This is a genomic window from Leuconostoc sp. S50 (genome assembly GCF_016624925.1).
Taxonomy (GTDB): domain Bacteria; phylum Bacillota; class Bacilli; order Lactobacillales; family Lactobacillaceae; genus Leuconostoc; species Leuconostoc pseudomesenteroides.
This window is the reverse complement of the sequence record NZ_JACVUE010000017.1, coordinates 1-15,111: the sequence shown is the minus strand read 5'-3', so window position 1 is coordinate 15,111 and position 15,111 is coordinate 1. Positions and strand designations below refer to the sequence as shown.

12 protein-coding genes and 1 pseudogene are annotated in these 15,111 nt (G+C 40.3%); all 13 read right to left on the bottom strand.

Going from position 1 to position 15,111, the window contains the following annotated elements; all coding sequences use genetic code 11:
* Nucleotides 1-63: 63 nt before the first annotated feature.
* Nucleotides 64-1,233, bottom strand: coding sequence for an ROK family protein (locus IAE53_RS10670; RefSeq protein ID WP_148423427.1), 1,170 nt, complete (start codon nucleotides 1,231-1,233; stop codon nucleotides 64-66).
* Nucleotides 1,234-1,269: 36 nt separating this feature from the next.
* The gene (locus IAE53_RS10665) at nucleotides 1,270-2,283 is read right to left on the bottom strand and encodes an aldose epimerase family protein (protein ID WP_200136504.1); all 1,014 of its coding nucleotides are present in this window, start codon (nucleotides 2,281-2,283) and stop codon (nucleotides 1,270-1,272) included.
* A gap of 59 nt (nucleotides 2,284-2,342) precedes the next feature.
* On the bottom strand, nucleotides 2,343-3,716 hold the full coding sequence (locus IAE53_RS10660) for a sugar porter family MFS transporter (protein ID WP_148423425.1): 1,374 nt from the start codon (nucleotides 3,714-3,716) through the stop codon (nucleotides 2,343-2,345).
* Between the two features lie 84 nt (nucleotides 3,717-3,800).
* Nucleotides 3,801-5,489, bottom strand: coding sequence for a glycoside hydrolase family 43 protein (locus tag IAE53_RS10655; RefSeq protein ID WP_148423424.1), 1,689 nt, complete (start codon nucleotides 5,487-5,489; stop codon nucleotides 3,801-3,803).
* A gap of 120 nt (nucleotides 5,490-5,609) precedes the next feature.
* Nucleotides 5,610-6,224 (bottom strand): hypothetical protein, encoded by a 615-nt coding sequence (locus tag IAE53_RS10650; protein WP_242019397.1) that lies wholly within the window; start codon nucleotides 6,222-6,224, stop codon nucleotides 5,610-5,612.
* A gap of 117 nt (nucleotides 6,225-6,341) precedes the next feature.
* Nucleotides 6,342-7,148, bottom strand: coding sequence for a hypothetical protein (locus IAE53_RS10645; protein WP_200136503.1), 807 nt, complete (start codon nucleotides 7,146-7,148; stop codon nucleotides 6,342-6,344).
* On the bottom strand, nucleotides 7,138-7,449 hold the full coding sequence (asp3, locus tag IAE53_RS10640; RefSeq protein WP_200136502.1) for an accessory Sec system protein Asp3: 312 nt from the start codon (nucleotides 7,447-7,449) through the stop codon (nucleotides 7,138-7,140). Before asp3 ends, IAE53_RS10645 begins: the two co-directional genes overlap by 11 nt.
* Before the next feature lie 4 nt (nucleotides 7,450-7,453).
* The gene (gene asp2 / locus IAE53_RS10635) at nucleotides 7,454-8,998 is read right to left on the bottom strand and encodes an accessory Sec system protein Asp2 (RefSeq protein WP_148423422.1); all 1,545 of its coding nucleotides are present in this window, start codon (nucleotides 8,996-8,998) and stop codon (nucleotides 7,454-7,456) included.
* A gap of 4 nt (nucleotides 8,999-9,002) precedes the next feature.
* Nucleotides 9,003-10,490 (bottom strand): accessory Sec system protein Asp1, encoded by a 1,488-nt coding sequence (asp1, locus tag IAE53_RS10630; RefSeq protein ID WP_200136501.1) that lies wholly within the window; start codon nucleotides 10,488-10,490, stop codon nucleotides 9,003-9,005.
* On the bottom strand, nucleotides 10,487-11,317 hold the full coding sequence (locus tag IAE53_RS10625) for a glycosyltransferase (RefSeq protein WP_148423420.1): 831 nt from the start codon (nucleotides 11,315-11,317) through the stop codon (nucleotides 10,487-10,489). The genes asp1 and IAE53_RS10625 overlap by 4 nt, the downstream gene beginning before the upstream one ends.
* On the bottom strand, nucleotides 11,307-12,770 hold the full coding sequence (locus IAE53_RS10620) for a glycosyltransferase (RefSeq protein WP_148423419.1): 1,464 nt from the start codon (nucleotides 12,768-12,770) through the stop codon (nucleotides 11,307-11,309). Before IAE53_RS10620 ends, IAE53_RS10625 begins: the two co-directional genes overlap by 11 nt.
* Nucleotides 12,771-12,803: 33 nt before the next feature.
* Nucleotides 12,804-13,451, bottom strand: a complete 648-nt coding sequence (locus tag IAE53_RS10615; RefSeq protein WP_148423418.1) for a hypothetical protein — start codon at nucleotides 13,449-13,451, stop codon at nucleotides 12,804-12,806.
* A 105-nt stretch (nucleotides 13,452-13,556) separates the two neighbouring features.
* Nucleotides 13,557-15,111 (bottom strand): annotated as a pseudogene (locus tag IAE53_RS10610) (hypothetical protein); the annotation flags it as partial.

The following is a 15,111-nucleotide window of genomic DNA, read 5'->3' as shown; positions in this document are numbered from 1 at the left end:
CTATCAACAATTATTGCTAATCACTAACTGTTATTTAATAATGCCACCACTCCAAATTCATACTCAATGGCTGAATTTCAAATCAACATCTTCCAAGTCAAGCACGTGGCGCGTCACACTTGCTGCTCCACCCAGCAAAGTTGCTTGATAAACAGAGTGATTTGCAAATAATAATTCTGATTGACAAGTTGGATTCAGATCTTGATACACTTCAATCACGCGGCCTAATAATTCCGGCATTTCAGCGATAAAACGTGAGTGAATAAAGAGCGCTTGTGGGGCATAGGTTTGTATAATATCATAAGCCATTTGTGCAATGCCACGGACCCAATCATCAATTAACGCTGTTGTTTCTGGTGCATTATGACTAGCACAAGCCACAAAATCAGCACGGACGACTTCTTTTTTGCCTAAAGCTTCGGCCAAACGTTTCAGCATGGCGTCTTCAGAATATAAATCTTCCATGCGAATAATTTCCTTATTCTGAGACCAAACGATACTGCGACCAACTTCACCAGCGCGTCCAGCCAAACCACGATATAACTGACCATCAATAATAATTCCAGCACCAATACCATAGTGAATATTAAGTGCAATTAAATTATCATATTGATCAAGTTGTCGGTAATCATGATAATCCCGAATATAGACAGCCGCATAGTTAGCTTCGTTTTCTAGTAAAACTGGCACACTAATCACTTGTCCAAGCAAATCAGCCAAATCAATACCTGAATAATCAAAAAAAGGAGAGTATGTCACTTGATTTTGATCAACAACGCCATGCACGCCAACCGCAATTCCCATAACACCCTCTTGCGTGCCATATTTTTGCGGTTTAATGCGATGCAAATTTTTCATCATTAAATCCACGACTTGTTTTAGTGTCAAGCCATCAACGTCAAATTCATCAGTCGCAATGACTTCACCACTCAAACGTACCTGTGCCATTCGTAAATGGTGCCGTCCCATATCAAATGCTACCACAAAACCGTAATTACGATTGAAACGAATCATTTTAGCCTTGCGACCACCTGTTTCGGTTGTATCCCCTTCGCCCAAATCTTCAATGAAACCGATATCATCTAAATCACGGTAAATTGAGCTAATTGTTGATTTATGCAATTCTAGGTCAACCGCTAGTTGGGCACGCGACGTTTCTTTAGCATTAAATAACGCTTGTAAAACTAAGCGCTGATTATGATCCCGCATGGTGATTTGATCTGTTTTCTTCATAGCATCGCTGGCATTAAAATAACCAGCACCTCTCCCTTATTTGTGATAACGATAAACAATTTCTGCCACACGGGTTTCATCTTTTTTCAAACGCACGTCACCAAAGGCTGGAATATTTTCAGAGTTTGGTAATGTGTGGGGTTCCAAGGCAACTGCCACCCATTTATGTCCGTTGCCATGATTATTTATCATATCCGATGTCATCGAATTGGCGGTGAAAACAACTAACCCATTTCGATGAGATATTACATCTATTGTACGCGAACTAACCTTATCTTTCAAACTAGCAATTTTTGGTCCTTGAACGACAAAGACATCATCAAAGCCATGCTCTGCGGTTGTTTTATCCAAAGTGGCTAACGCAGCGCCCAAATTCGGCGCCATTCTCAAATCAAATGGCGAATTATGATTGGCAATCGTCTCCCCAGTTGGTACTTTTCCAGTATCAACTGCCAAATGAACTTTACTATTGAGATGCAATTCATGGTTGGAAATATCATCAGATTGGCTTAAATTAAAATAAGCATGTGACGTCGGATTAAATACACCATCAGTTGCACGTTGTGTTCCGCTCATAGTCAAGGTCACAGTATCGTCATCTGAAAGTGTGTAACGTATTTCCGATTCCAAATTCCCCGGAAAGCCATCTTGTGCTGACGTTATAGTCGCCGTCAAGACAATACTATTTTGATCAAATTTTACCGCAAACATAGTATTGGACCAGCCATTCCCACCACCATGTAACGAATTATCACCTTCATTTTGTGGTGTTTGAATCAATTGATCGCCTAGCTTGAATGTTGCATCTTTAATACGACCGGCAACGCGACCAATCAGACGATTCATATAAAAAGGGTTATCAGTGTAACCTGACATCTCCGGTGCTGACAATAACATATTAACTCGTGTTCCTTCGTCAATGACCGAATATTCATGCCAAATGCCGGCATAGTCGAGCACTGTAATCCGCGTGCCATTCTTATTTTCTAAAGAATAAGCAGACACTTTTTGTCCTTCAAAGTTACCAAATGTTTGAATGGTTGTTTTCATTTTTAAAGTCTCTTTCATTTTTGATTTAAAAAAATCAGTCTGACGACTGATTATTGTAATTAATTTATAACAGGTCCATCATTTAAATGATTCTTACGATGACGTAAGCTCGCTTCAATTTGTTCTAGTGAGCGACCACGCGTTTCTATGGTAAACTTATGCACGAACCAAATAGAAATGAAGCACATCACCGCATAGAGATAGAATAAATTACCTGTACCAAAAGCACTTAGCAATGGTGGGAAGGTCAGTGAAACAATCGTGTTCGCTGTCCAGTTGACCACAGCACCAAATGAATTACCTAAACCACGGATATTGAGTGGGAAGCTCTCACCAATCATAACCCACATGACAGGACCCCATGTTGCAGAGAAGAAGGCAATGTAGATTGTCAATGCAATCGCAGCAAGATACGAACCAAACTTGCCTGTACCTGAGAGTTGCATACCAACTGACATCAAAATCAGCGAAATACCCATCCCCCATGCACCGTAAATCAACATTTTCTTACGATCAATTTTGTCCATAATCATGACCGCGACCCAAGTCACAATCACGTTAAAGATACCAATGCCAATGTGCGCCATCAAGGCTGCTGAGACACCAAATCCAATATCAGTGAAAATCGTTGGTGCATAGTAAAGTACCGTGTTACATCCCATGGTTTGTTGGAAAATCGCCAATCCCATCGCCATAATAAGCACTGGCCGACTAAGTGGACCAAACAAATCAGAAAGACCACCAGTTTGGGCAGTTGCTTGTAATTCAATGTCACCTAATTCGGCTTCAACCATTTTTTCATCTTTACTAAACATTGCCAACACTTTACGTGCTGCTTCATTGTCGCCTTGACGTACCAAATATCGTGGTGACTCTGGCAAAACAAGACCACCAAAGAATAAAGCTAACGCTGGTAAAGCTGCCAAAGCCAACATGATACGCCAGCCAAACGTAAAGTCTTGCAACAGATAGTTAGAAATGTACGCAACTAAGATACCAGTCATAATCATCATCTGAAATAATGACGCAACACCACCACGTTTGTCGGCGGGTGCCATTTCAGATAAGTAAGTTGGAATGAGTGACGATGCGCCACCCACGGCTAAACCTAGCACTATTCGTGATGCTACTAAGTGAGCAAAATCAGGTGCTAAACCTGACCAAACCGCACCAACTAAGAAAATGATTGATGACAGCAATAACAACTTTTTACGACCGAATCTATCTGACATCGGTCCAATCACAGCGGCACCAAGAATGGCACCCACAAGGACTGCGGAAACAACCCAGCCTTCTTGCCATTTGGTCAAAGTCAACTGTTTAGAAATAAACAATATGGCACCGGAAATCACACCCGTATCATAACCAAACAATAACCCACCTAAAGCACCAAAGAAGTAAATAAAGCCAGCCGATAATTTATGCACTTTCATTTGTAAGACACTTTCTGTTTAAAAACGTATAATCACTTGAAGTAACAATTACTTGAGATACTATTGCTTATTTATATGTTATTTTCAATAAAATCGACTCTCTGATTTCTGCCATGAATAACTACCGTCAGCTTCTTGGTAATCACCCAATTCCTGATAATCAAAGAAATCAAATTCTGCTGTTGAGTCATACCCTGAATAATCGACTGCAGCTAATCCAACATAGGCCCCCGTGAAGAAACCACCATATTCGCGTACGACATAGTCATCTGACAATACCGCAGCATCTAATGTAATGCCTGTTGCAATCCAGTTTTGACCATCGAATGAATAGTAATAAGTATATGATTCCTTACGATTTTCGGACTTAAACCAAACGTATTCCGTACCTTCAGGAATCACCGGCGCATCGTCTTTAAAGTATGATGTGTATGATCCGTTACGCAAACCACCTTTATTTTCACCAACTTCAATGACATTTTTACCGTCATCATTTTTTGTAATGAAAATAAACGACCAATGTGAGTGGTTGTAGTAATTAGTCAAACCAGCCATTGCTTGATATGAATATGGATCAAACTTTACTTTGGTTTCGGCATCAAAGTAGAAAGCTTGCCAGCGACGTGCAATCAAAGATAAGTCAAACGTGTTAGCTAATGAACCTTGACCGCGTAACACTAATTTGCCCGCGCCAGTGTGACCCATCTTTTCAGTAAATGGTACACGTAGTGTGTTCCAGTTAATGTCAAGCTTGTCATCAGTAAAGTCATCATGTTGTGAATGATCGGCTGGTGCATCAGTCAAAATAGCGTCCTTAGGGGCTTCGACAAACGTTGAACCACCATGACCACCAACAACTCGTGGCCAGCCTGCATCATCCCATTCAACTTTTTGAATTGATGACTCACGACCTAATGTTGACCAACCGCGTGGATCCGTAGCACTCTCCGTTGGATGATTCCAAGGACGAGCTGACAAGGAAGCATAATACCACTCGCCCCCGGGTGTATCAACAAGAGCGCCGTGTCCTTGCTTTTGCAAATAAGCATTTGGCGTGTCAAAGTTAGTTAAGAATGGGCCTTCTGGTTCGCGTTCAAATGACAACGCATCCAAAGTCTGTGAACGTGCAACGACTTCTTGATGAGTAAAGATCGTACCACCTTCCGCCGCAAACAAGTAATATTGACCCTTAATTTTATACAAATGTGGGCCTTCAACTAACTTAACTTCAGTCCCTTTCCAAATTGTACGGGCTGTGTCTGGCTTCAATTTCATCGTTGTTGTATCGAATTCAGTCAAAGTAATACCGTCAAATGGGTGATGATACTCACGATGATCCCATGTCTGTTGCACAAGATACTTGCGACCATCATCGTCATGGAACAATGAGGCATCAAATCCAACACCATTCACCAAAATTGGATCTGACCATGGTCCTTCAATGGATTCCGCAGTCGTCAAGTAATTTTTCATATCTTTAAACGAGCCATCGGTAATTTTAACATCCGTGAAAATTAACCAGAACTTACCGTCGGCATAAGACAAGTCTGGTGCCCAAATACCACCTGATGATGGGTTGCCTTTCATATCCAATAGTGTCGTTGTATCAAGGACATTTTTAACTAAATTCCAATGCACCAAATCTTGTGAGGCGTGAATCCGCACACCTGGGAACCATTCAAATGTTGATGTCGCAATATAGTATGTATCTGCCACACGAATAATGGACGGATCTGAGTTAAATCCCGGTAATACTGGGTTTTGAATCTGCATAGCATGCTTTCCTTTCTTACTACCAAACCGACTTTCTCGTATCTGAAAGCGGTATCATTTCTTTTACAAAATATATCTTACCACGGTTAGTTTGTTCATGCAACCAACTATGATATATTTTTAATCCAAAACGGCACATTCTTGACGTTTTGGTGCGCGGCTTCTCAACACTAACATATAAATAATGCACCCACTCATAATCAATACCCATATCAATGGCACAAACACTGTTTCAAAACTAATGGCATGGATTGCTAAAAGACTCAATAACATTGAGATATCATTCCAAACATAACAAGATAAACTCTCTGAATATGGCGCCCGTTTAATTTTCTGAATCGTTGGAATAATTGCCAAGGCTTCAACAATCGCCAAAATAAACAATAACTCTCCCTGCGTCAGCCCGTGAACCAAGGTCAACAAAAGTGGCACTACAACTGCGCCTAACATCGCCATAATAAATCGTCGATTGGTTGGTTGTTCTTTGGCGTATTTAAGACCCATAACACCAAAATATGAAAAAAAGACGACGCTCAAAACCATTGATGTTGCACCAAAACCGCCACGATTAGCCAAAATAATCACAGCCTCAATTAACGAAATTAATGCCCAAATCATATAGGTCGCAAAATTAGGTTGGAATTGCCCACGCTTCAACGCACGAAGCGCTGGCACATTACGATAAAATACCGCTAACATTGCTAATCCACCTAACCACGTTTGTATATGTAACACCAGTCTATCCTCACTTTCTCATCACGCCACTGACTATCATGATTAGCCTCTACTTTGCTATTTATCATAACAAATATTTATTATCGTGCGTTAAAGTTCATATTTTGTTCACAAAAATTACTTTTTTATATGAAATAAGCGTGATAACCAGCCATGTTTGTTGGTTGTCACCATGTTATCATCTTCAATAAAAGGTACTTCTGCTAATTCCGGTGTTTCGTAATACAATTTTTTTAATCGTGCAGTATTCGGGTTTCGTAATCCCGGCATCTGCGTGAGTAGCGGTTTCTGCTCACTTTCGTCTAACCCAATGAAAGCATCATCTAATGAGATGATTGGGTATGTTTTGCCGTCATTCAAAACAGATTGCGTCGTACGATTATGCTGATTACCCGCTAAATAAGTGGTAGGTTGTACAATGGCATCAGATGAAATAACCGCTTTCCCAGTCATTTGTTTTTGATAATATCCGGCAGCGTAACTTGAAATAGGACCATAACCTATAAATTCGATGATTGACGCATGGCTTTTAACTTTTGCATCCTGAATGATTTGTTTAAGTGCTGTTTCGTAAGTACTGCTTGTTGTTTCATTAACATAAAAGCCGGCCAATAAGCGACCATCAGCGATATATAACACATTTTGCTGAGTTGGCACAATCCACTGATGTGCGTAATCCGTCATATTGTCACTTGGTTCTGAAAAAATGACGCGCAATGTTTGACTTGTCACTAGAGAAGCTTCTTGTAAGTACCAATACAGGTCTTCACCACTATCAAAACGCTCATGATGGTCGCCCGCCAACAATGTACCATTGGTCAACGCAAGACGAATGGTAAACTCATGGAAAATAATATGTTCTGCTCCAGCAGTAATCAATTCAATTTCGTAAGCATCATAATTTTTAGGTACTTCAAACGTCATGATAGGCCACAATTTGGCGATGATAGACATCAAAAAATGTAATCGTTAAGTAGCCAAACATGTGATTGGCGTTTGTAATGTCGCGTTCTAATTCATACGTTTCGCCCTGAATTAGATAGGGAAGATCTGCAAGCTTGTTACTTGCAATGTAATCACGTTTTGAAGCCCACCTTGCAACCACTTGGCCGCTTGGCAGCCATTGATTTTCGTAAAAAACTTGGTTCATCCGGTCAAATCGGATATTTGCCCCTTGTAATTCTAACAACTCTGTCTGTGGTGTCCAATAAATATGATATTGCATAACGTCATTTACCCCCATCGCCTTGAAGCGACCATCTCTTATCGCGTAACGTGTAAAGTCGATTTTTGATGAAAGTAATCATTTCAGAAATCTTTTCAATATGATAACCATGCTCTTCAAAATGGGTCAGGTGCACATGTTGCTCGCGGAAAAAGTCTAACAATTCAGGCAAACTTTCACCATCATATTCATCCAAATCCATTGTAAATAGTGATACATCAATATTTTTCCAATCAATTTGTTTGATATGTTGCCACAATTTTTCGTCAAGAACTACTGTGTCTTCCTTTGACATACGTCCTGTCAAATGTCGACGCATATCAAGCGTCCAATCAGTATTACGATGATGTGGAAAGTCCATTTTAGCTGAAAAAGAACCCAAATTAATAATCGGCTTAGAAATCACAATTGCAGCTGGCTGAATGTCAGCAGCATAATACATCGCTGGATAGCTGCCCATCGAATACCCGTGAAAGATAACGTCATCCCCAGTGATCCCAAGTTCCGCCATCGCTTGGCGAATACGATCTATCACCGTTTGTTCAAAAATTTTAGAGCCCACTTCAAAAACGCCACCTTGTGTGCGCGAATCCGTAAAGAGCAGGTATGGCGTCTCCAGCTCATCAAACACACCCATCAATTCAAATCCATCCGAAAAGAGCCGTGATCCCGCAAAAGATACAATTAAAGGCTTATTTCGCATACCGGGATTAAAATAACTTAAGACCTCTTCTCCTTCAGAAGTAAGGTGCCATTCACCACCCGGTAGCAAGTGCCCTAATCCATGACGTGTCCTGCGTTGATGTAGCGCGTGTAACGATACTTGACCACGCCCTTTTGCCATGACAATCACTTGGTAGTTAGCATAATCAGACAAACCACCAATCGGTGTCAAAGCGTGCAATTGTTCGCCACTGACAATTTGAACTTGTTGTATCTTATCATCCCGAAAAAATACAAATTTCAAGGCAACTTCAATATTTCCTTGCGTCTCATGTTCCAACCAAACTAAATTTTGACGGTTAGGAGATAAATCACCGGCTAAAACTTTTAAATACCCTAGCGCTTGCCACTGTGACCCAAAATCACCACTAAATTGCGTCAAAAAACGACCACCGCGTGATAAATGACCGGTCACTTTTTCTGACGGTACGAATTGTTGTTCACTAAAACGCGTGGCAAACCCAATCTGTCCGAAATACAAGTCCGTCTCAATTCTTTGAACCACCCGATCCGGCGTAAAATCATCAAAATAAAATGCCCGACGCGCCTGTAAAATTGCTAACCATTCCGGTAAAATATTTTTCGTTAAGTAAATCACGTGAAAAGCTGGGCACTGGTTGACATAATCGAAAACAGCTTGATTATCTTGAATTTGATTAGTCAACAAGACGTAATTATATTGATTGGCTGGTTCATCTTCTTCCGGTGATTCTACTAACGTATGAATCTCAGAAACAGGCATATAATGCCAATCAAAAAAATCTGTTTGGGTAATTTGTCGCCAATCAGTATCTCCAATTTGTAGAATTGCAATTTTTCGTTTCATTTAGCTATTCCCCCAGTGGCTTTACTTGATCAAACACCCGCTGCCATTTGGACCAAAGCACTGTATCGTAGTAATTCTCAGAATGCTTGAATGCTTCATTTTTAGCAAATGCCCAATCATTGATATTACGTTGATAAAACTGAATTTTAGCGCTCAGTTCATTGACATCATCAATAATGAAACCATTTTGATTTGCCAACACGAATGGTGTTTTAACAGCATTGATTTGTGGAATCAGGGCTGATAAGGCCAAAGTTTGTAGGTAGGCGTTTGGTTGTGTGTTTAAATCAACCAACACACGGACTTTTTCAATCGCTCGTTGCTGCTTTTCCTCAGTAGGCGCGATGTTTATGATAAAGCGCTCCGCGACTGTTTTTATCGTTGCGGGCTGGTTGCCAGCCATTTTAAGTTCATCTGACAACCCATTATTGTCCAACAACTCATCATCTATGTCAGTCGATTGATCACTTGTTTCGATCAGATTGGTAACCGCTTGTGATAATGCAACCGGTGTGTCGACAATGACGCGCGCATGTTCGTTGTCCCGTAATATCGTGATGAACTGAGAAACGACAGCCAATTGTTGTGCAATCGTTTGATCAGCCACCCAATAATAATCAAGATTGGCGGTTTCTTGAGACTTTCCTTCTGACAAAATAGTCGCAAATGTAGGAATATAATGCTGATTTACCATTGTTGTGCTCACATTATCGGTAACGACTGCTTTCACGCACTGAGGTAGCGTCATCTTTGACGTTTCGCGTCTTTCCTGGGCGCTGTAAATAATATCATGTTGTATGTCGTTTTCTAGCAAAAACTGATTGATAACATCAGTTTGCGTTACAATTAATGGTGCTTCATCACTGATCTTACTGAGTTTTTGTTTCAAAATAGCTTGAAATAAAACTGTCGTATTGGCGAATTTTTTGGCACCAAACCACGTCTCTTTTGTTGTCACAACCTGATCTGGTAGCGAAACATGCATAGCAACTTCACCACTAGGCGTCAAATAATCAACAGCAGTTTTCTCACCATTAACAAAATATGTTGTCCGAGACACAAAACCGCGATCATCAATATCTAAACAAGTTTTTTGATAATCATTTTCATAAAAAATAATGGCTACGATTTGCCCTAAATTATCGCCATCTAATTGAATTTTGGCAAATAACTTGTCATCTTGCATTGCCACAATCTGGTCGGGCATTTCTACAAAATAAACCGTCTCTGGCCAACTAAAATCTTGTACAGCCACCACGCGAGTATCAGTCAAACCGACCTCTTGTATATCATCATATAGTGACCAATATGTCACATGATCTAGATTTTTAGTATGGCACATTGAACGCAGACGCGTCAAATAATCCACCAATAACAAATTCACATCACAGCCTTGCGACTGAAATAATTGTGCTTGATGAATACTGTCATTGCCTTGTGGCATGGCCTGTTCATTTTCATGCCAATCTGGCAAAATATGAATGGTTGTCATGACATTTTCTCCAATTTATTGCTGGCATACCCTGCTTTAATGAGCCGTTGATAATCATCTTTTGACACGATAACCCGTTTAATTTTATGCTGATCGTTGGTTAAAATTTGTATCAAATTCGGGTAAATCTGACCTTGATCATCAATCACGCCTGCCGGCATGATCAGTTGTGTGTTGTCCGGTGCAAAGTCCAACTCACGACCTAACTGCGTAATATCAAATGTCACTTCTGGAAATGATGACATGACATCTAACAAATAAGTATCTGCCGAACTGAATTGTGTTTGTCCATGAACGACAAAATTACGAGCACCATTGAAATAATAATCAACAGTCGACAACTCCCCCGTCGTTTGGTAAAAATCACTTTCCAGTAAATCCCCTTCACTAAAGAATTGGCGAGCAAATAACGTCCCATCTCGATGGTAAATGTCCTTATAATCAAGCTTCCCATCGGCATCCAACCATGAAACAGCCTGTACAATTCTGGTGGATTGTGGAAACCACTTCACTTGCGCCAATTCGCTACCCAAGCTCACAACACTACTCGTCCAATCTTGATTAACGACAATTTGTGCATCATTTGGCACCGACAAATCACTCCACCAGATGCCTTTAGAGACGTCAATTTCAGTCAAATATTGTTGCCGGTAAACATCAAATACTTTTTCTGGCGCAATATGGTGTGCCTCAAGCAGTGACACGGCGTCTTCGTGTGGGGTAGCTAACCATAATTCATCACTATGACCATTAGCTACTTGCTCAATTTGCCATTTAATACCGGCAAAGTTTTGATAGACTAAGCTATTGATGAGTTCAACTTTCATGATTAACCCTCCTAATCAACGCTGACCACTTTTTAGCAATTTCTTGTGTTTGATATTTTTTTGCGACTGCTTCAGCGCCACGTGATAAATCAGCATAATGCGCTGTTGATTGAAAGACTGCCGCCATGGCGTGACTCAATTGCACAACATTTTTTTCAGTTGCATCTTGGTGGCGTTCAAAGGTTGCTAAGTGACCATTCAGACCTTCTTTAACCAATTCTTGTGCACCAAAAAAATTAGCATAAGTCGCAATGGGTAGCGCGTCACTAATAGCCTCAATATACGTCAAACCAAACCCTTCCGAATAGGAGGCTGACACAAAAGCGTCGTATTGCTTCAAATCATCAATGACATGTTGACTCAAACCCGCCAAAGTCACAAATTTCTGTAATTTGAGCTCACTAATGCTCTTTTTAATATGAGGTATATCACCGCCATCACCATAAATAGTTAGGGTAGCATTTAGTCCTTGATCCCGTAACAATTTAATTGCTGACACGATTTGGGTAATATGTTTTTCTGGATGAAGACGAGATGCTGTCACAAATCGCGCCTCTTTTCCTGACCAATGGCGCGCCGGCATAACAGTTTCAACACCACCAACCGGAATAGTGGTAATTTTATCAAGTTGTTTCTGTCCAACACGTGACAAATCAGCTTTCATCGCTTGCGTTTGCACTTCAGTGGCGTTAATGACAGCAGACATATCGTCAAAGTGATCAAACATGTATTGATAATAATTATTCCAAAGTGGATGTGCCCCTTCAAATTGCGCCAAATGGGCAGCATGAACAACATCAAGTAATTTGACACCCGCACCATGGCGTTTCAGATGAATCAGAGCTTCTTCATGTTCTTGCCCTCGATCAATGATGTAAAGACTATTAGGGTAAGTCTGATTTAACTGTTCATAAAAAAACATCACTAAAGCTTCATAAGTTTGGAAAAAATAATCTCGCCCTTTAAAGTTAAATAATCGTATGCTAACAGGTTGCTTTTTTTGGGAACCAGAATCGCGATAATGCCACATTATTTTGTGATTGCCATTGGTTAAAATCACGCGGTCGTCATCTACCAAATAAAGTTTACGCTCATCAGAATACCGCTTCACGCGTTGAATCGTTTCAAGATACCCACCTGTTGTTTGACGATCAAATCGCCGTTGCGTATGCGTTTGATCCCATAATACTTCTTCATGATACTCGCTCACCTCACGCAATCCATTGCGCAAATAATCATCCGGATCATCACTTAAAAAATAATCATAAAGCCCAATTACTTCAGATTCTTGCAAATGCCATTCCGCTGCATGTTCATGCAGTTTTGGTAGTAAGTCTGAATAAATCATCTTGAAGGGTTGGTGTGCTTGCCGAAAAATATCCGCACGATAAAATTGCGCGTGCTCCACACCACTGTTGCCATGCCCAATTGCTTTGTTCACAAAAAAGATCACGATAAATTCCTTTCTACTGCTCACTTAAATTAATTATTGTTCTGCGATATTAATCAGTTCTTTACCATCTTTGGCAGCATACAAAATATTTTGACTATTGTTCACCCCCATCAGTTCTAATGTATATCCTGGTTTGAAAGCAGTACCAATTGTTTTAGAAGTTGCTTTTAATGAATTGGTGAAAGACTGCCAGCCGGTTGTGGCCGCTTGATTAGGGTGAGCCTCAACGACACTCACACTCTCAGCCAATTGTGTTTTGGCATATAAACGCAGTTGAAATGCTTTCTTTTTTTCATCAAATGACACATCACCAATCTGTTGATAAGCTGTGTCTAGGCTCCGGGCATATTTTGTTTCTTGTAAGGAAAGTGCCTGTTGCTGATCTTCTGCTGATGTTGTTGGAATTTCAATCGTATGTGATCCGCTGACATTTTCAAAGCTCTTTTGCATGGCTGCTCTTTGACTAGCAGTCAGCTGCGCCACTTTTTTGGTAGTATCTTGTCGTGATTTAATTTGTTTAATTGTTGCTGGTAACTTACTTGCACTCCAGACAGTACCACCAATAAGCAAGAGGGTTAAAAATAATGGCACAAAAAGTGTGCCATACTTGCGATAATTTTGAATTGTAAAAGTCACCATCATTAACGTCAATATTATGAACATAATAAGTAAAAATATCATTATAATCCCTCTTTTAACCAGTTTAGCATAAAAAAGTCTCCATAAATGTGGTTTATATCACAATTATAGAGACTTTTTATCTAATGATGCAATATTCTCAATAAATTACTTTGTTTCTGCATCATCTTCTTTTTTACGACGTTTTGCTGCCAATAAGAAGCCCGAAATTAAGATCAGTGGCGTTAAAATCTCTAAGATTAACCTAATGTTGAATTTGTCACCCGTTTCATATTGTCCAATCAAAATACGACGTGCCGTAATAATTTTCGGATTTTCTGGTAACAGACCTTTCAGAACTGTTGCCTGACTGGGTACACTCAAGCTATTTGCGCTAGTTACTTTTTCAGCACTAATTGTTGACGCCGTAGTAGTCAACTTCGCTGTCATATTCGAACCAGTTGTAGATTCAAGTGTTTGGACACGATCGGTTGCTTGACTTTTAACGACAATATTGCCAGTTGCGTCATCTACTTGTGATTTTGACTGACGTTCACTTGATACTTCTGACTGATGTAGACTAGTCAACGTCGAATCAAACTCACTCGTAAATTCGCTTACTGATTGCGATTTTGACTCACTTGTTGATGTCTCATCAGACGGCATCACGCGAACACTTGTTGAGTCACTTTGGTTGACAATTGCCGTACTGTCGCTTAATGACGTGGCATCTGATAACTTAACACTAGTGGCAATCACTTCACTAGCAGAGTTGTTATTACTGATACTTGCGGAAATATCTTCGCTCACGCTCAAACTTGCGTTGACCGATTGACTGTTGCTAATCGATGTGTCATTTGAAGCAACATATACAGCACTGGTGGCATTATGCTCACTCACTATTATTGCGCTTGTTGATTCTGATGTACTCAAACTGACACTTGCCGATATTTCATCGCTAGCTATCGTTGAAAGAGACTGACTTTGATTTGCCTGTGAACTTGATGTGGACAAGCTTTCACTTGATTTCGTAGAATTTAATTCACTGTATTCAGAAGTTGATACATTTTCACTAGTGATTGTCGCACTAGTTGAATTTTTAGTGCTCAAACTTACTGAATTTGATGCTAAATCGCTAGCAACTGTTGAAGTCGATTCACTATTGGCTGTTAAATCACGCAATGAGACTGATGTGCTTGTTGAGCGACTGTCTGATACCAAATCACTTGCTAGCTTACTATCGGATTCTGAAACGCTCGTTGACGTTGACTCACTCAATGAAAGTGATGTGCTCATCGAGCGACTACCAGAAACCAAATCACTTTGAGACGTAGAATCTGCTAATGAAACTGACGTGCTCGTTGAGCGACTGTCTGATACCGATTCGCTCGCTTGTTTACTTTCTGATTCTGAAACGTTCGTTGAGGTTATAACTCTCGTTGAAGCTGAGTCACTCTTTGATGTCGACTCACTATTCGAAACTGACTCGCTATTTGACGTTGATTCGCTGTTTGAAACAGATTCACTATTTGACGTTGATTCACTCTTCGAAATTGTCTCACTCTTTGATGTCGATTCGCTGTTTGAAACTAATTCGCTTTGTGACGTTGACTCACTGTTCGAGAGGGACTCACTATTTGACGTTGACTCACTGTTCGAAATTGACTCGCTCTTTGACGTTGATTCGCTGTTCGAAACAGATTCACTGTTTGACGTCGATGCG

Excerpts from the sequence above, each read along its gene's own strand:
- IAE53_RS10660 (WP_148423425.1), bottom strand. The coding sequence starts at position 3,716 with ATGAAAGTGCATAAATTATCGGCTGGCTTTATTTACTTCTTTGGTGCT.
- asp3 (WP_200136502.1), bottom strand. The coding sequence starts at position 7,449 with ATGCAATATCATATTTATTGGACACCACAGACAGAGTTGTTAGAATTA.
- IAE53_RS10645 (WP_200136503.1), bottom strand. The coding sequence starts at position 7,148 with ATGACGTTTGAAGTACCTAAAAATTATGATGCTTACGAAATTGAATTG.
- IAE53_RS10615 (WP_148423418.1), bottom strand. The coding sequence starts at position 13,451 with ATGATATTTTTACTTATTATGTTCATAATATTGACGTTAATGATGGTG.
- IAE53_RS10655 (WP_148423424.1), bottom strand. The coding sequence starts at position 5,489 with ATGCAGATTCAAAACCCAGTATTACCGGGATTTAACTCAGATCCGTCC.
- asp2 (WP_148423422.1), bottom strand. The coding sequence starts at position 8,998 with ATGAAACGAAAAATTGCAATTCTACAAATTGGAGATACTGATTGGCGA.
- asp1 (WP_200136501.1), bottom strand. The coding sequence starts at position 10,490 with ATGACAACCATTCATATTTTGCCAGATTGGCATGAAAATGAACAGGCC.
- IAE53_RS10625 (WP_148423420.1), bottom strand. The coding sequence starts at position 11,317 with ATGAAAGTTGAACTCATCAATAGCTTAGTCTATCAAAACTTTGCCGGT.
- IAE53_RS10670 (WP_148423427.1), bottom strand. The coding sequence starts at position 1,233 with ATGAAGAAAACAGATCAAATCACCATGCGGGATCATAATCAGCGCTTA.
- IAE53_RS10665 (WP_200136504.1), bottom strand. The coding sequence starts at position 2,283 with ATGAAAACAACCATTCAAACATTTGGTAACTTTGAAGGACAAAAAGTG.